Genomic DNA, 16,389 nt, shown 5'->3' on the forward strand with positions numbered 1-16,389 from the left:
ACTCCCGCTACATGCGGGTGAGGCGTTTGCTTTATTGTTTATACTAAAGCACCTCAGCCGCTAATCGGAGGCTGAAATGGTCGCAGGCTAAAACAGGCTCATATTGAGCAAATAGATATCTAGTAGCTAATCCCCAACCCTTAAAAATCTTGCTAATAGGTTAAAACCTATATAGCATAAATCCTATAAAACGATGAGGTACTCATGTGGTTAATAGAGCAGACAGATACCTTTGAAACGTGGTTTTTCTCGCTTGAGGAAGCTGACCGGGAGAATGTCCTGGCTTCTCTTCTTCTTTTACGTGAACGAGGCCCGATGCTCTCACGGCCGCATGCTGATACGGTAAATGGTTCGCAGTTTCCCAATATGAAAGAGCTGCGCGTTCAGAGCTTTGGTCGCCCTATCAGGGCATTCTTTGCGTTTGACCCAACGCGTACCGGCATCATTTTATGCGCTGGCGATAAAGGTGGGAATGACAAGCGTTTTTACGATGAAATGATTCCAGTCGCCGACAGAGAGTATGCGGCTCACCTGGAAAATTTAAAGTGAGGTGATCACCATGGCACGCACACTGGAAGACTTACTGGCAAAAGAGAAACCAGAAATCGTCGCAGCAGCAGAAGCGAAGGCGAGCGATATGCTTTTTGAAATTAGGCTCGCTGAAATTCGTCTATTGGCAGAAAAAACGCAAACCGAAATTGCAGATGCAATGGGCGTTAGACAGCCAACCGTAGCGGGGCTTGAAAAGGTTGGTCAGGATATGCGCCTTAGCTCCCTTAAACGCTACGTTGAGGCCCTAGGCGGTCGCGTTCGTGTAGATATTGAGCTTCCCGATGGTAGCCATCACGGCTTCCCCGTTTAATTACCCTCTTTTCATCCTGACCTATCAATATAGACGACAAGTAACGTTGGCCTTAAAGGCAGCCTACGCTGTCACGAGCTGAAGCCTTATGGAGCGCGCGGGGCACGTTACGTGTATCTGGAGGCAGGAGCGGCAGCACAAAACCTTCAATTACAAGCGGTGGCACAAGGCTTGGGAAGCGTTTGGGTCGGCGGTTTTGATGATGAGGCGACTGGCCATATTCTCGGTTTAAAGGTCCCGCTAACCCCCATTATTTTGCTATGTGTTGGGCATCCAGCATGACTGTTGGCCTTCAGGTTATAAGCTCAAGGCCACAGTTCAAGTCCTATAAAGCTCTCCGGCTCATCGGAGCATTAAGAGACCCGTTTTATAAGAATCATGGCGAAGATAAAGCGCGGCTACTCACCAAGCGAACGGCTCAAATAGCGTGCAAACTGCTCGTATAACTCATGAGAGTTGGTAACGCTGAGCACCAATTGAATAGAGGGCAAATTCGGGACTCCATTCCCTTCTGCCAGTACACACAAATCCTCTGACAACGCGCTTTTAGGAAGGATGCCCACTCCTAGCCCGCTAATGACTGCCTTTTTAATGTTATCAAACGAGCCACTGACATAAGCAAAGTAATGCGGCCTACCGACACTTTTCAACGCCATCACGGCACTGCTTCGGATAACGCACCCTTCCAGAAACGTTACCAGTGGAATATCGACCATATCATCGAAATGTATTGCGCCTGAGCTTACCCAGTATAGTGGTTCCACCTGTATGACTTGCTCAGCTTTTGATACCACCGGCTGGCCCGCTATTCCTTTGAGGATCACTACATCAAGCAGATGCTTTTCAGCCATCTTGGAAAGAACCACCGAGGAGGCCGCCGTCACTTCAACACGCAATCCAGGGTTTTCTTCAAGGCAAAGAGAAATCACGCGGTGAAGGTTACTGACCGCAAAGTCATCCGGCACGCCTAGCGATACCTTTCCTTCCAGGCTCGATGTCCTCAACGCGTTAATCGCCCTGCTGGTACGGTGAAGAATATCCCTGGCGGCAGGAAGCAACCGTCGGCCTTCTTCGGTCAGACCAACCACATGGCCTTGGCGCCTCTCGATAAGGCGGCAACCGACATCCTCTTCCAGCCGTTTAAGGCCAACGCTCAGCGTCGATTGGGTGCGGGCCAGCACTTCACTAGCGCGGCCAAACCCGCCGTACTGCGCCACGGTCACAAAGGCACGCAGCTGTTCGAGCGTGATACCCCGCCCTTTTAGCCAGTCCTCCTCTTGCCCTTCTGGATGCATCTTCGGCCCGCATGTGTAATCAATCATTGATAAAAACGATTATAACAGTGACATAATTCATTTAACAAAAAACGAACCAACCATGAAAATCACGCCAAATGTTTACTTCCTGCCACGGCAGAAAACGCATCCAACGTGAGAAAAATTATATGTTCATGATCGTTGTTCCCATTTTCATGGTAATTCTGCTTGGTTACTTCTTTGGAAAACTAAAACCGGATAGCGGAAGTTCGGATAAGTTGATCAATGACTACGTGTTGTATATCGCGCTGCCGGCCCTACTTTTCTTGGCTATCGCCAGGGCCGATATCAACGAACTAAAACAGTGGGGATTCATCAGCTCGTCACTGATTGGCATTGTCTGCATATATTTACTGTCTGGGTTTATCGCCAAGTGTAGAGGTATTCCACTTCCTCAATCGTCTATCCTGAGCATGGGTGCCTGCTATGGAACGACTGGGTATATGGGTGTGCCCATACTCATTTCTGTGTACGGGCAGGAAGCGGCCCTACCTGCCGCCATCGCGACTATTTTGCACAATATCCCCGCCATCATGGCTGTCATCATCAGCTGGGATCTGTTTGCCGCTAGCCACAAAACCGAAACTACTTCAGCTGCTACCAGCTTTTGGAAAGCCATTAAAACAACTTTTACCAACCCGCTTACCGTTTCAGTGCTCGCAGGTCTTGTATTTGTAGTGTTCGGGATAAGAATGCCGGCGTTTCTGGAAGCGTTTGCCAGCTTTCTGGGCAGTGCCGCAGGTCCAACAGCGCTATTTGCATTGGGGCTTGGCTTATCCCGGCTCAACATTAAAGAGCATGTGACCGGGGAAGCGTTAGGCATCGTCGCTCCCATGCTTGTTCTCAAGATCATCTTGCAGCCGGCCATTACATTGCTTGCTGGGGTATATCTATTTGGGATGGGGGAAGAGAACGCCATCTGGCTGGCGGCAGCCGTTGTAATGGCGGCACAGCCTATTGGTGCTGGGGTTTACGTGTTTGCGAAAAAGTATGAATACAAAGAAGACACTATCTCGCTTGCCATCATTGCCTCCTTGCTGATTTCGTTAATGACCCTCCCGGTCATTTTGAGCCTGCTAAACGGTTAGGGTAGCCATCTTGCATCCTCCATGATGGTGCCTACCACTTCACCATTCTGCACGGCCACAAAGCTCAGGCCAGGCTTCCATCGCAGGCAATGTCGATGCCCTCGCGGGAGTCCGCATCGCGCAGCCGCACGCCTTGGATATTGCGCGGCGGCTGCGTCGTCGATGGTTTGGTGCTTTCGCGCTTAGAAGCTGATACCCAGCCGTAGCGCCTGAAGCCCGTCGAGGGACACGCTCACGTCGTCAGAAAAGATCGGGTGTCCTTCGATACCCAGATTCAGTGCGGCTTGCGAGCCGCGGTAGGTCACGTTCATCGTGACCTGCGCCGAAGTGCTTACCGGTGCCAGCAGCCCATAATCGACGCTTTCCACACTCACCGCGGAAAGGCCCCGGTTATCAAGTTCCTGCTGAACTTCCTGTTTCACGGCGTGGCCGTAGTAGACATAAATACCCGCGTAACCCAGCGCTAACACCACGATCAGTGAAAATAGCTTACCCATGAACGTCCTCACGTTATTGCCGTTCATCCAACGGCCAGGGACGTGATAATGCCAATGGCAAGACAAGCGCACAAGCACCATCCTTGAGCGCCAGCACTTCGTCATTGGAAGGCAGTAACAAAGTGCCCGCTGAGCAGTAGACATCTTCGCCTTTGTGCAGGTCCTTCTTGGCGTAGAGGTCGAGCTCGCCGTTTAAGATTGGCAGTGAAATGGTGGCCGCCTAGCTTATGGCGCGAATACCGTCGATATCGACTGGCCTTAGTTGCGCCCCTCTGACCAAACAGCAAATTCGTTGCCGCTTGGTTCAGTAAAGTGAAAACGGAAGCCGCCTGGGAACTCAAAAATCGGCTTTACAATCCCTCCTCCGTGGCGCACCACCTTGTTACAGGTGGCTTCAAGATGATCGCTATAGAACACCAGCAAGGCGGCGCCGTTGGCGGAGAGGCTGCAGGCGTTAGCCTGATAGAAACCGCCATCCAACCCCTGGTTGGAAAACGCGGTGTATTCCGGACCGTAGTCGGTGAACTCCCAGCCAAACACCGCTGAGAAGAAGGCTTTGGTGGCGTTCAAGTCCTTGGCGACGAACTCGACGTAATTGAGCTTTTCATGTTGGTTCATGCCCTGTTCCTTTGTTTTGTTGTGCTTTTAATTCCAGCTTTTTAATCGTCACTCTGTCCAAAACCAATACCCAGGCGCAGCGCCTGAAGGCCGTCGAACTCGACACTTACCTCGTCTGAAAATACCGGGTGCCCTTGCACGGCTAAGTCCAGTGCGGCCTCGGCCCCACGGTAGGCGACGATCAGGGTGATGTTAGCGGAGGTACTGATGGGCGCCAACAAGCCGTACTCGACGTTATCCACGCTAATGGAGGAAAGGTCCCGGTTATCAAGCTGCTTTTGGGCTTCCTGCTTGATAGTCACACCGTAATAGACGTAGAGCCCGGCATAGCCCAGCGCGAGCACGACTAACAGTGATAATAGCTTTTCATCGCGTTTCTCGGGCTTGGAGGGTATGTAATGGTTACTGCCTACGATTATTCAGGCACATAACTATCGATAATGAATATTTCAGAACAAGCTGATTTACGCCATTTTCTGCCAATGTGACACATCTTGGATACTCAATATATCGTCGTGCTCCAGCTTTTTAGCCTTGTAAAGATCCCAGCGTATTTGTAAGTTCAGCCAGAAGTCCGCTGAAACATCAAAAAAGCGCGCCAGCCTGAGCGCTGTGCTAGGTGTAACGCCGCGCTTTTGTTTACCAGCTCATTAATTCGCTGATAAGGCACATGGATCGCAGATGCCAGCTCGCGCTGGGTAATTTCCATGGGCTGCAAAAATTCTTCTCGCAACATTTCGCTTGGGTGCGTCGGTCCACGATGCGTCGGTATACGTATCATTTATCTATTCTCTTAGTGGTAGTCCACCAGCTCCACTTCAGCACGGAATTCATGCTACACAAATAATCTTAAATACCTAGTCACGCAAACCGCTCTACCATTCTGCTTATCGCTATTTGGCTAATATCATATAGCCTTTGGCGCCACGTTGGCCGGGCATCAGGACGTTTACGTCCGAGAGGTCTGGGCCTGGATGCAGGCGGCCCGGCCAGCGCAACACCATAATCGCCAGAACGTTGCGGTGTTCACCACCCGCCAGCTCCTTTTCCCCCGCGGACGACGGGATGATGCCGCTGGCCGGGTCTACCGCCGCCGCCAGCGCCTCACGCACCCGGCCCACTAAGGGGTGGTCCTCGTGGTCGGCAAGCAGGAAGGCCAATGCCACCTCGGCTTGGATGTCGGCCGTGGCCCGGGCCAGAATATCGGTCGTCTCCCGCTCCAGCGCTTCCAGCACCCAAGCGTGCACCTCTGGGTCCACCTTACGCTGGTAGTAACGGCTGTCAGCGATGACGAAGTGGGTCAGGCCATAGAGCCAGTTACGATACTCGGCATCGTCGAGCCCGGCGACTCGATCAGGCGGGTAGTGGCGTCGGAAGGCCGCCTCCACCTCCCGGCGCAGATCCATCACGCCGAGTTGGTGCAGGAAGTATGCCTGGTTGGCCACCTGAGCGGCATAGATCTGGAGCACCGCCGAGTCGGTTAGGAAGTCCTCCCAATCGATCTTAGCCAGGTAGCCCAGCGCGCGCTCGTGGTCTTCTATTGCCGGTAGCAAGCCGTGATACTCGGCCTGGACCAGCCGGAACAGCAGCCCCCGGGCGAAGGCGATCTCCCCCCACTCACCCAGCATGGCGCGCCGAGCTCGCTGCTTGGCCGTGCGCTGCGAGTAGTCGACAACGATCGCCCGGCTGCGGGCAGCTGCGTACCCAGGCTCGGCCAGCCCGACGATGTCCTCCTCGAGTCGCGCCAGAAGACGCTCGCCGTAGTTATGATTGAGGGCCCGCCAGCGCTGCTCGCCCGTTAGGCGGTAAAGCCGCTGGGCAAAATGGCGCTGCTTGTCCACGGACAGCGTCGGCAAAGCCCGCACGTAAATCTCCTGGATGGCCAGACCAACGTCGCGCTGGACGTCACGCTCCTCAAGCGGCCCCATGGCGGCGCAGCCGGCCAACGTCAGCACAATCATCAGTGAAAAGAGCTTTCCCATGCCGACTCCTTGGTGATGTTCACCATCGATAGGCAATCATTGCACAGTCGATGAGCAATTATGTACAAGCATCCGTGGCGCTACCGACATAAGCTAGGGTTGTGTTTTGAGGTGGTGTAACAAACCAGGAGAGCGCGGCATGGGTAACGCAAGCCGATTTCAGTTTATCAAAAGCCAGCATGTGCCCAGCCTGACGGTGCTGCACGCGGCGATGGAGGACTTCAGCTATGACCGCCACGCCCATGAGGAGTACGCGTTTGGGGTCACGCTTTCTGGTCGGCAGGATTTCTTTAGCGGCGGACAGTTTCACAAGAGCCCGCCGGGTAACGTTATTTTGTTCAACCCGGAAGAAGTGCATGACGGTCAGCCGGGGGGCGAGCACACGCTGGATTATCTGATGATGTATGTCGATCCCGAGCAGGTGGCCCCCCTGTTTGCCGATGCGTTGGGGCGTGACACCAACGCTGGGTTTCGCTTGCCTGGCACGCTTATTCAGGACAGCCAACTTCGCGGTGCCATTCTTGAACTGGCACGCCTGGTCACCGCTAACGCCGGTAGCTGTATTGATCAGGAGAATGCACTTTATAAGGTGATGGAGCGAACCGTGCAGTTAGGTGGCGCGTTTCATTCTGAGCAGAGTGCTACGCGGCCTGATGCGCTGATGGGGCTGGCGAAGGAATACATCCATGCCCATCTGGATAGGGACATTTCCCTTGATGAGATCAGCCAGGCGGCCCACCTCTCCAAATATCACTTTTTACGACTATTCCGTCAGCACTACGGCATCACGCCGCATCAGTACGTGATCAACTGTCGGATCAACGCAGCTCGCACGGCGCTGACCAAAGGCGTCTCTTTAAGCGAGGTAGCGCTGCGCTATGGGTTTGCCGACCTCAGCCACTTCAATCGCCGTTTCAAGCGCATTTACGGCATGACGCCGCATCAGTACCAGCGCGACATCTCGCGCTAACCAGCGGAGCTGATCATAAGCGCTAAGCACAAGCGCTAAGCAAAGCGCTAAGCATAAGTACTCTCCATTAGAGGTTTTACCATGTTAGCAATCGTCGCCTATGCCCTGGGCGTCATGTACACGCCTGGGCCTGTGAATCTGCTGGGGTTGAATGTGGGCATCAATGGCCAGGCCAAGCGGTCGGTCGGATTTTGCCTTGGGGTGGGTAGCGCCATGCTGGTATATCTGCTGGTTCTGGGTTGGGCGGGGGCGGCCTGGATAGGTGGACAAGCGCGGGTGGCGGTAAGCGCCCTGGGCTGTGGCTACATTCTCTACTTGGCCTTCAAGGTCGCCCGCGCCAAGGCAGAGCTGGAGACAGCTACCGATGCCCCGCGCCTGTTAAGTTATCGCGATGGACTGGTGATACAGTTGCTTAACCCCAAAGCCATGGTCGCCACGCTGCCTATTGCCACGCTGCAGTTTCCGGCGGCGGGCATTCAGGGGATTAGCCTGATTATCTGGTCGTTCGCTCTGGCGCTGCTGGCCGCCGGTGCGCCAGGCAGCTACGTGCTGATAGGCAGCCGGGTCGGGCAGCGTATCAAAAATCCACGTATTGTTAAGCGCTTTAACTGGATAATGGCAGGGCTGTTGGTCGCTGTAGCGCTATCGATTGGGTATGAGCATGTGTGGCTACCGCTTACCTCTTCAGTTAGCTAGCGGCCGAGCCTGCGCCATATCATTCAGCCGTGCCAGATTGCTCATAAAAAAAAACGCCCCGTGGGGCGCTTTTTATTGCTGCTGACGATCAGAAAGAGGTCCACTGTTCAGTGTCTTTTTTGCCCCCAATGACGTGGGTGCTCGGACGTTTGGCCTGCTGTGGCTTGTGGTTATGTTTTACTGACGCGGGAAGCGCAGGTTGGCTGTGACTATTGGTGGCTCCCCTGAAAAATGACACCTCTTTCAACAGCGCAGCAGCCTGGGTTTGCAGTGAACGACCTGCCGCGCTGGACTCGTCTACCAGGCTCGCATTTTGTTGAGTGACGCTGTCCATCTGCGAAACAGCCGTATTGACTTGCTCAATACCTTGCGACTGCTCTCGGCTTGCTGTGGCGATCTCTCCCATCAGCACCGTGACGCGCTGTACGCCATTGACGATATCTTCAAGCGACTTGCCTGCCTGGTTGACCAGGTTCGAGCCGTTATCGACTTGGCTGATACTATCTTCCACAAGCTTTTTGATATCTTTGGCGGCATCGGCACTACGCCCGGCCAGGTTGCGTACTTCATTGGCAACCACCGCGAACCCGCGTCCTTGCTCACCTGCACGAGCCGCTTCAACCGAGGCATTCAACGCCAGCAGATTGGTCTGGAAGGCAATCTCATCGATTAAGCCAACGATACCGGCAATCTTACGGCTTGACGCGTTAATACCTTCCATCGCTTTGACGGCTTGCCCGGCGATCTCACCTCCGGCATTAGCCTGCTGACTGACATCATGCACGAGCTTGTCGGCTTCAGAGGCGTTGTCGGCGTTTTGACGTACGGTCGAGGTGATTTCATCCATCGATGCCGCCGTCTGCTCAATGCTAGCGGCCTGCTCCTGGGTACGGCGACTCAGATCGTCGGTTCCCAGTACAATTTCGTCGGCGGCAACGTTCACGGACTCGGCGTTATTACGAACCGACAGCACCACTTGCGAGAACTTGGCTTCCATCGCGCCTAATGCACGCAGCATGTCACCAAACTCATCCTTGCAGGTAATGTCGATGTCGTTATTCAGATTTCCACTGGCCATGGCATTGGCAAGCTCTTGTGCCTTGCCCAACGGCGTCATGATGCCGCGAATCAACCACATCGCGAGCAGAATACTGAAGATGACGGCCCCTGCCATGACACCGATAACAAAATTACGTGTCCACACATAGTCAATTGCCGACTGTTTGTTAGCGGCAGCGGCTTGAACACCGTTAAGGTCAGTCAGCTCCTGGATCGCCGTTAACACTTTGGGATACGCGGCACGCAGCGTCGTGGTGGCAATCTCTCTGGCGGCCTCAAAGTCATTCTCAATCATTGCCGTATTGATCTCTTCAATACCGGCACGCAGGCTGGCTAGCGAGGTAATGAAGCCTTCAGCGATGGCACGCTCTTGCACACTGGATACACGGTTAGGAAAATAATCCTCCCAGGCGGCATCGATAATGGCATCGTTCTCAGCTACTTCCTGTTTCGTCGTAATGGCAGAGGCTGGATTCCGGTCGCGCTGTTCGGCGGTTATCTTTACCCGGTTGCTGAGCAACGCTTGATTGATCTTGCTCAAGTCACCCAAGGTGAGCACGTTTCCCTCGTAGGTGCGATGGAGGGCATCGTTGGTTTTGCTAAGGCTGTAAAGTCCGATCGTACCGACAACGACTAACATCAAAATACAGGCACCCAAACTCACGGCCAGACGGAGTTTGACGCTTCGATTCAGGAGTAGCATGAGGATTTTCTCATAGAAGCCCGCTGCGCTTGGCATTGGGTAGGCCAGAGGGAGATGCAATCTCAGAAGCGACTTGCATTCAGGCAAAGCACAAGACGCTACTATCAATATCTTATATCGGCATATCTGAATAAAAACTTAATTGCCAGATTAAAAAAAATCGTCAATGTCTTACAAAACACGAGCCAATCTCTTACAAGACGAAGGAATAATATCTTACAGACGAGAACATCCTGTGACGGCGGACGTGGATAAACGAAACGGGGCCTGACATATCAATGTCAGGCCCCGTGCTGCTTTTTATAACCACCGTTAGAAAGACAACTTATGGATCGCCAGCACCACCGCCTGCGCCGTGTATGTTACCGGTGGTATAGCTGGATTCTGGTGATGCCAGCAACACGTAAGTGCCGGCTAGCTCTACTGGCTGGCCTGGCCGGCCAAGCGGTGTGCTTTCGCCAAAGGATTGCACGGCGTCTTGCGGTTGACCTCCGCTGGGCTGAAGCGGGGTCCAAAATGGACCGGGCGCCACACCATTGACCCTAATGCCTTGCTCGGCTACCTGTTTTGCCAGGGCTTTGGTGAACGCGACGATGGCCGCTTTGGTCATCGAGTAATCGAGCAGGATTTTAGGCGGATCGTAGGCCACCACCGAGGTGGTGTTAATAATCACGGAACCAGGTTCCATGTGCGGTATGGCTGCCTGCGTGATCCAATACATGGCGTACAGATTGGTCTTCATGGTGTCATCGAAGGCTTCATGGGTAATATCCATGATCGATGGCTGCCACTGCTGGCGACCCGCGTTATTGACCAGAATATCGAGCCCACCTAATTGCTCTACCGCCTGCTCTACCAATTGACTACAGAACGATGCATCACGAATATCGCCGGGGATGGCAGCGGCGGTGCGCCCTTCTGCTTCAATCAGCTCAATGACTTCCTGGGCGTCTGACTCTTCTGCAGGCAAATAATTGATGGCGACATCAGCGCCCTCGCGGGCATAGGCAATAGCAGCCGCACGGCCAATGCCTGAGTCCCCGCCGGTGATGAGCGCACGTCTTCCGGTCAAGCGACCACTACCCCGATAACTCTCTTCACCGTGGTCTGGGCGGGGCGTCATCTCGCTGGCAAGCCCTGGCCACTCTAACGGCTGCTTTGGAAACGGCGGTTCGGGGTACTTGGTCCTGGGATCCTGCATTTGCCAGATAGGGCCTCCTGCGTCATAAGTGTTAGCGCTATTACCGGCATTGCCAGACGCCGATGAAGACGAAGATGATGAAGATGACTGCGCGAACGCGGGAGCAGCCATCGCGGCCGCCATACCGGTAGCAATACCGCCCACTACTTGGCGGCGAGTAGGATCAAACGTGTTATCGGGCTTCATAGTGTTCCCCACTAAATAATCGTCGTGATTCCATTCATAACGCATGGCTAAGACACGCGTTTCCCTGGCAGGGGCATGCAATAAAAGCGTGCAATAGCGGCATACGTTAGCTCATGTAAAACACTATTGACCCTAGTTGGATTAACGTTAATTACCACCCAATGGCTAAGTAGTCGCCGTAAACTTAAAAAAAGATATAAAAGAACTGCGTATCGAGAGATGAGCCCTTCCCTCCTCTACTAATCCACTCAATATCCAGTCGATGAATCTACCTACACGCTGAGATAACTGCCGGTTGTTGAGAGATAGAATGGAGACAGGCGAGCCAGTAGGCGGGTATAACGGTACTACTTCGACTAGCAACCCAGCGCGTAAATCGTCGTATGCTTAGTGACACCTGAATAGTCCCTGACGCCATCAGGGCGGCAGCGTAATGGCTTTCAGCAGCATTAACGGGTTAGCTGATTTTGCTCATGACTTACCACTAACATGACTGACCACTAAAAAGCGGAGAGAGATAATGACTGATCAGAAAGTCGCGCTTGTAACGGGGGGTTCTCGCGGTATTGGCGCCGCCATATCAACACGTTTGGCGAAAGACGGCTTCACAGTTATCGTCAACTATGCGGGCAACACCGTCGCGGCTGACAAGGTAGTGAGTGAGATCAAGACAGCGGGCGGCCATGCCCTGGCGATGCAGGCTAACGTGGCAGATGCTGATGCGGTACATCACATGTTCGACGACATAGAAGCAACCTATGGTCAGGTTGATGTCTTGGTGAACAGTGCCGGTATTCTGAAGCTTGCGCCACTTGCGGAATCTGACGCGAGCCTGGTGGATACGCAGATCGATATCAATCTGAAGGGCTCAATCAACACCATGCGTGAAGCGGCCAACCGTCTGCGCGACGGTGGCCGAATCATTAACTTCTCGACCAGTGTGGTGGGCATGAAGCTTGAAACCTACGGTATCTATGCGGCGACCAAGGCAGCAATTGAGACCTTGGGCGCGATTCTTGCCAAGGAGCTGCGTGGCCGTGCGATTACCGTCAATTCAGTGGCCCCCGGCCCCACCTCGACAGACTTGTTCCTTGAAGGTAAGTCTGACGAGTTGATTGAGCGGTTGGCGAAAATGCCGCCCCTGGAGCGGCTCGGCACGCCTGAGGATATCGCCCACGTGGTAGCTTTTCTTGCTTCAACCGAAGGCGGCTGGATCAACGGCCAGACGATTCGCGCCAACGGTGGTCTTGTTTAGCTAATGGCCTCTTCGCGAGTTTCTCGGCAGCTTCGTACGCTTTCAGCCAGCTCACGAACCAACCCGTGCACCCGTTCAACCGCGTCATCGCCGGAGTTGGCTTGCTCAATACAGTCAACCAGCGCCGACCCAACCACGACCGCATCGCTGAAGCGGCCAATGGTGGCGGCCTGCTCGGGCGACCGGATGCCAAAGCCCACTGCGATGGGCAGCTGGGTATGCTCGCGAAGCTCGGCCACCGCGCCTTTCAGCTTTTCAGGTGTGGGCGCGCTGACGCCGGTCACACCCGCCACCGAGACGTAGTAGATAAACCCGGAGGCATTGGCCAGCACTTTTGGCAGACGCTTGGCATCGGTGGTGGGCGTGGCCAGGCGGATAAAATCAATGCCGTGCTGAGCGGCTGGCTCGCAGAGTTCATTATCGTGCTCGGGCGGCAAGTCGACCACAATTAGGCCGTCGACCCCGGCGCTGGCGGCGTCATCAAGAAAGCGCTCGACGCCGTAGCAGTAAATGGGATTGTAGTAGCCCATCAACACAATCGGCGTGGTGCTGTCATCTTCACGAAAACGGCGCACCATCTCCAGCGTCTTGGCCTGGGTCTGGCCATTTTCCAACGCACGCAGGGCAGCTTTTTGAATCGCGGGGCCATCGGCCATGGGGTCGCTGAACGGCATGCCCAGCTCGATGATATCGACGCCCGCCTCGGGTAACCCTTTTAGCAAGCGGTGCGAGGTATCGGCGTCCGGATCGCCGGCGGTTAAATAACTCACCAGCGCCGGGCGGTTTTCGGCCTTCAGCGCGGCAAAGCGGCTTTTCAAACGTGATGCACGGGCGTTGGCATTGCTCATGGTGTTGTCCTGGGCTGCGCTCATTTGAATTTATCTCCCAAGTAGTGGGCGACGCTCATCATGTCTTTGTCGCCACGGCCGCTAAGGTTGACCACCATCAAGTGCTCACGGGGCAACTTGGGGGCGCGCTTGGCGACTTCGGCCAAGGCGTGGGCGGTTTCCAGAGCAGGAATAATGCCCTCCTGACGACAGCAGATCTGAAACGCTTCCAGTGCTTCGTCATCGGTAGCGGAGACGTACTCAACGCGCCCTTGTTCATGCAACCAGGCGTGCTCGGGCCCGATACCCGGATAGTCCAGCCCTGCGGAAATCGAGTGAGCATCAATAATCTGCCCATCCTCGTTTTGTAGCAGGTAAGTGCGGTTGCCATGCAGTACCCCGGGCGTGCCGCCATTCAGGCTGGCCGCGTGCAGGCCGCTTTTCACGCCTTTACCACCCGCTTCAACGCCAATCATCTGGACGCTAGGGTCATCCAGGAAGGGGTGAAACAACCCCATGGCATTGGAGCCACCGCCAATGCAGGCGACCAATGAATCCGGCAAGCGCCCTTCTTTCTCCTGCATCTGCCGCCGCGTCTCGTGCCCAATCACGGCCTGGAAGTCACGCACCATGGCGGGGTACGGGTGCGGTCCGGCGACGGTGCCGATTATGTAGAACGTGTCATCTACATTGGTGACCCAGTCGCGCAGCGCTTCGTTCATGGCATCTTTCAGCGTGCCGGTGCCGGAGGTAACCGGAATCACTTCTGCGCCCAGCAATTTCATTCGGAATACATTGGGCTGCTGGCGCTCGATGTCTGTCGTGCCCATGTAGATGACACACGATAAGCCAAAGCGCGCTGCCACGGTGGCTGTGGCTACGCCGTGCATGCCAGCGCCGGTCTCAGCGATGATGCGTTTCTTGCCCATTTGCTTGGCGAGCAGCACCTGCCCAATGCAGTTATTGATTTTATGTGCACCGGTATGATTAAGCTCTTCGCGCTTGAGATAGATGCTCGCGCCGCCAAAGTAATCAGTTAGGCGCTCTGCGAAATAGAGGGGGCTGGGGCGTCCTATATAATCATTCTGGAAGTACGTTAACTGGCGCTGGAATTCTGGATCTTGTTTAGCGGTAGCGTACTCGTCCTGGAGTTCCAGGATCAGCGGCATCAGCGTTTCAGCGACGAAACGACCACCGAAACTGCCAAAGAGCCCATTGGCATCGGGCTGGTTGATAGATACGTTCGCGGGTTGGTTCATCACGACCTCTGAGTGCGATTTGGATTGCAATCAAGGTAACGCAGGCAAACGGCGATAAAAATCGATAAGATAGCAGCAACCCGTGAGTTTTACTCAACTGACAATGCCGGACGATCAATGCAAAACAGCATGCCACCATTAAGTGCCTTGCGCGCTTTTGAGGCGACCGCAAGGCTTGGCAGCGTTACCGCCGCCGCCGATGAACTCAGCGTTACCCACGGGGCCGTTAGCCGCCAGCTTAAAAGCCTGGATGAGCATTTTGGCGTCGCGTTGTTTATCAAGGCGGGTCGCGGCCTGGCACTGACGCCACACGGCGAACAGCTCCAAAACGGCGTCGGCGAGGCGTTTGCACGGCTCAAGGATAGTTGCGCCATACTCAAACGTGAGGTGGAAGGCGCCCCCTTCACGCTGGCCTGCCCTGGCAGCCTGCTGGCACGCTGGCTGATCCCTCGGCTGGACCGCCTGCACCGCGAGCTGCCCGAGCTCAACTTGCAGGTGGTCGTCAGCGACACCGAGCAACCCAGTAAACAATCGAGCACTAGCGCAACACTGGCATTTGTTGAGCCACCCTGGCCGGAAGCGGGAGAGATCATTGAGTTGATGACAGAAGAAATTTGCGCGGTGGCAAGCCCGCCGCTAGCCGCCAAGCTTGATACTGAAAAACCAGAGACCCTCTTTACTACCAGGCTTCTCTACACCGCTTCGCGCCCCCAGGCGTGGCCGGAATGGGCCCACGCTAAAGGGCTTGAAGAGGGTAAGCTTGATGACGCGTTAGTCCACGGCCAGGGGTTTGCTCACCTTTACTACCTGATGGAAGCCGCGGTGGCTGGGCTGGGCGTGGCCATCGCACCCAAACTACTGGTCGAAGACGACCTGAAAAGCGGACGACTGGTAGCGCCTTGGGGCAGTATCGAAACCACCGCCCGTCTCTGTCTATGGCTCCCCAGCCAAACCGGTACTCGCGCTGGAAGGCCCTTGGCCGAATGGCTTAAACAAGCCCTGAATGAACCGGCGAGCTAGCAAGGCTAGGAGTGGTATGAGCGCCGCCACTGGGCTAACGCTTGAATATCCTCAGGGGTGGTTCGACAGCAGCCGCCAATGCCCGAAGCGCCAGCAGCCAGCCACTGCTCGACTCCTTGAGTAAGGCTGGAAGGCCCGCTGGTAGCCTGATTACACGGAGCCGGGTGCCAGGTTTTGGTCACTGGGTCGTAATGCTCCCCCGAGTTGGGGTAAACCAACACCGGCAGATCGCATTGGCGCTTGATGGCCTTGATCAGCGATTCGATATGGGTGAGTGCCGTGCAGTTAACACCAATGGCCGCCACGCCCGGGCAACTGGCCAGGGCAGCAGCGCACTCCTCGATCGGCGTGCCGTCGCTGATATGGGCACCATCCTTCGCCGAGAAGGTAATCCAGGCTTGGGCGCCCGGGTGCTCGGCGAGCAAATCGGTGATCGCTAACGCTTCTTCCAATGACGGCAAGGTCTCTACTGCCAGTAGATCCGCTCCCGCCGCTAGCAGCAGTGTGAGGCGCTCGCGGTGAAACTCGACCAGCCCGGCGCGGTCCAGATCATAGCCGCCACGGTACTCGCTGCCATCCGCCAGATAAGCTCCATACGGGCCAACGGATGCAGCCACCAGCGGTTTGGGTCGATCCGTCTGCCCCGGCTGCCACACCGCGTCGCGGGCCTGCCGCGCCAGCGTGACCGATAGCTGAATCAATTCCCGTGCCTGTTCGGCAGTGAGCCCCGCCTGGATAAAACCAGGCACCGTGGCTTGGTAGCTGGCGGTAATCGCACAGTCGGCACCGGCTTCAAAATACGCCTGATGGACGTGGCGGATCTTCTCCGGCGACTGGGACAGCAGGCGCG

19 protein-coding genes are annotated in these 16,389 nt (G+C 55.2%); 8 read left to right on the top strand and 11 right to left on the bottom strand.

Features of this window, described 5'->3' with window-relative positions:
• The first annotated feature begins 204 nt into the window (after positions 1 to 204).
• From ACFFLD_RS18430 to ACFFLD_RS18440, 3 genes are all read left to right on the top strand, one after another.
• The gene (locus tag ACFFLD_RS18430) at positions 205 to 549 is read left to right on the top strand and encodes a type II toxin-antitoxin system RelE/ParE family toxin (RefSeq protein ID WP_386042975.1); all 345 of its coding nucleotides are present in this window, start codon (positions 205 to 207) and stop codon (positions 547 to 549) included.
• A 10-nt stretch (positions 550 to 559) separates the two neighbouring features.
• Positions 560 to 862: a helix-turn-helix domain-containing protein gene (locus tag ACFFLD_RS18435; RefSeq protein WP_386042976.1), complete on the top strand. Its 303-nt coding sequence runs from the start codon at positions 560 to 562 to the stop codon at positions 860 to 862.
• A gap of 78 nt (positions 863 to 940) precedes the next feature.
• Complete coding sequence (locus tag ACFFLD_RS18440) at positions 941 to 1,144, top strand: nitroreductase family protein (RefSeq protein ID WP_386042996.1); 204 nt, start codon at positions 941 to 943, stop codon at positions 1,142 to 1,144.
• A 116-nt stretch (positions 1,145 to 1,260) separates the two neighbouring features.
• Here ACFFLD_RS18440 and ACFFLD_RS18445 read toward each other — a convergent pair whose 3' ends face one another.
• Positions 1,261 to 2,184 carry a LysR family transcriptional regulator gene (locus ACFFLD_RS18445; protein ID WP_386042977.1) on the bottom strand — a complete coding sequence of 308 codons (924 nt, stop codon included), beginning with the start codon at positions 2,182 to 2,184 and terminating at the stop codon, positions 1,261 to 1,263.
• Between the two features lie 71 nt (positions 2,185 to 2,255).
• Here ACFFLD_RS18445 and ACFFLD_RS18450 point away from each other — a divergent pair, with 71 nt between their 5' ends.
• Positions 2,256 to 3,266 (top strand): AEC family transporter, encoded by a 1,011-nt coding sequence (locus ACFFLD_RS18450; protein WP_386042978.1) that lies wholly within the window; start codon positions 2,256 to 2,258, stop codon positions 3,264 to 3,266.
• A 182-nt stretch (positions 3,267 to 3,448) separates the two neighbouring features.
• Here the strand turns inward: ACFFLD_RS18450 and ACFFLD_RS18455 are convergent, their stop codons facing one another.
• The 5 genes from ACFFLD_RS18455 to ACFFLD_RS18475 all read right to left on the bottom strand — a co-directional run bounded on the left by ACFFLD_RS18455 (position 3,449) and on the right by ACFFLD_RS18475 (position 6,363).
• Positions 3,449 to 3,763 (bottom strand): hypothetical protein, encoded by a 315-nt coding sequence (locus ACFFLD_RS18455; RefSeq protein ID WP_386042979.1) that lies wholly within the window; start codon positions 3,761 to 3,763, stop codon positions 3,449 to 3,451.
• A gap of 258 nt (positions 3,764 to 4,021) precedes the next feature.
• Positions 4,022 to 4,381, bottom strand: coding sequence for a VOC family protein (locus tag ACFFLD_RS18460; RefSeq protein WP_386042980.1), 360 nt, complete (start codon positions 4,379 to 4,381; stop codon positions 4,022 to 4,024).
• A gap of 41 nt (positions 4,382 to 4,422) precedes the next feature.
• Positions 4,423 to 4,725, bottom strand: coding sequence for a hypothetical protein (locus tag ACFFLD_RS18465; protein WP_386042981.1), 303 nt, complete (start codon positions 4,723 to 4,725; stop codon positions 4,423 to 4,425).
• Between the two features lie 218 nt (positions 4,726 to 4,943).
• Positions 4,944 to 5,162, bottom strand: coding sequence for a HigA family addiction module antitoxin (locus ACFFLD_RS18470; RefSeq protein ID WP_386042982.1), 219 nt, complete (start codon positions 5,160 to 5,162; stop codon positions 4,944 to 4,946).
• 112 nt (positions 5,163 to 5,274) lie between these two features.
• Positions 5,275 to 6,363, bottom strand: a complete 1,089-nt coding sequence (locus tag ACFFLD_RS18475) for a DUF3541 domain-containing protein (RefSeq protein ID WP_386042983.1) — start codon at positions 6,361 to 6,363, stop codon at positions 5,275 to 5,277.
• Positions 6,364 to 6,502: 139 nt separating this feature from the next.
• Between ACFFLD_RS18475 and ACFFLD_RS18480 the strand changes: the two genes are divergently transcribed.
• Positions 6,503 to 7,333 carry a helix-turn-helix transcriptional regulator gene (locus tag ACFFLD_RS18480; protein WP_386042984.1) on the top strand — a complete coding sequence of 277 codons (831 nt, stop codon included), beginning with the start codon at positions 6,503 to 6,505 and terminating at the stop codon, positions 7,331 to 7,333.
• A gap of 81 nt (positions 7,334 to 7,414) precedes the next feature.
• Complete coding sequence (locus ACFFLD_RS18485) at positions 7,415 to 8,029, top strand: LysE family translocator (protein ID WP_386042985.1); 615 nt, start codon at positions 7,415 to 7,417, stop codon at positions 8,027 to 8,029.
• 88 nt (positions 8,030 to 8,117) lie between these two features.
• Here ACFFLD_RS18485 and ACFFLD_RS18490 read toward each other — a convergent pair whose 3' ends face one another.
• Complete coding sequence (locus ACFFLD_RS18490; protein WP_386042986.1) at positions 8,118 to 9,791, bottom strand: methyl-accepting chemotaxis protein; 1,674 nt, start codon at positions 9,789 to 9,791, stop codon at positions 8,118 to 8,120.
• A gap of 325 nt (positions 9,792 to 10,116) precedes the next feature.
• Positions 10,117 to 11,178 carry an SDR family oxidoreductase gene (locus ACFFLD_RS18495; protein ID WP_386042987.1) on the bottom strand — a complete coding sequence of 354 codons (1,062 nt, stop codon included), beginning with the start codon at positions 11,176 to 11,178 and terminating at the stop codon, positions 10,117 to 10,119.
• A 520-nt stretch (positions 11,179 to 11,698) separates the two neighbouring features.
• Between ACFFLD_RS18495 and ACFFLD_RS18500 the strand changes: the two genes are divergently transcribed.
• The gene (locus ACFFLD_RS18500) at positions 11,699 to 12,433 is read left to right on the top strand and encodes an SDR family oxidoreductase (protein ID WP_386042988.1); all 735 of its coding nucleotides are present in this window, start codon (positions 11,699 to 11,701) and stop codon (positions 12,431 to 12,433) included.
• Here ACFFLD_RS18500 and trpA read toward each other — a convergent pair.
• Together trpA and trpB are read right to left on the bottom strand one after the other, a co-directional pair.
• Complete coding sequence (trpA, locus tag ACFFLD_RS18505; RefSeq protein WP_386042989.1) at positions 12,430 to 13,305, bottom strand: tryptophan synthase subunit alpha; 876 nt, start codon at positions 13,303 to 13,305, stop codon at positions 12,430 to 12,432. The genes ACFFLD_RS18500 and trpA overlap by 4 nt on opposite strands.
• Positions 13,302 to 14,519 (bottom strand): tryptophan synthase subunit beta, encoded by a 1,218-nt coding sequence (trpB, locus tag ACFFLD_RS18510; protein ID WP_386042990.1) that lies wholly within the window; start codon positions 14,517 to 14,519, stop codon positions 13,302 to 13,304. The genes trpA and trpB overlap by 4 nt, the downstream gene beginning before the upstream one ends.
• 117 nt (positions 14,520 to 14,636) lie before the next feature.
• On the opposite strand from trpB, the gene ACFFLD_RS18515 reads away from it, so the two are divergent.
• Complete coding sequence (locus ACFFLD_RS18515) at positions 14,637 to 15,539, top strand: LysR family transcriptional regulator (protein WP_386042991.1); 903 nt, start codon at positions 14,637 to 14,639, stop codon at positions 15,537 to 15,539.
• A 5-nt stretch (positions 15,540 to 15,544) separates the two neighbouring features.
• Here the strand turns inward: ACFFLD_RS18515 and mmuM are convergent.
• Positions 15,545 to 16,389: homocysteine S-methyltransferase (gene mmuM / locus ACFFLD_RS18520; RefSeq protein ID WP_386042992.1), on the bottom strand; the 845-nt coding region annotated here is incomplete at its 5' end.

It is taken from the genome of Vreelandella sulfidaeris, from assembly GCF_042429665.1.
Lineage (GTDB): Bacteria > Pseudomonadota > Gammaproteobacteria > Pseudomonadales > Halomonadaceae > Vreelandella.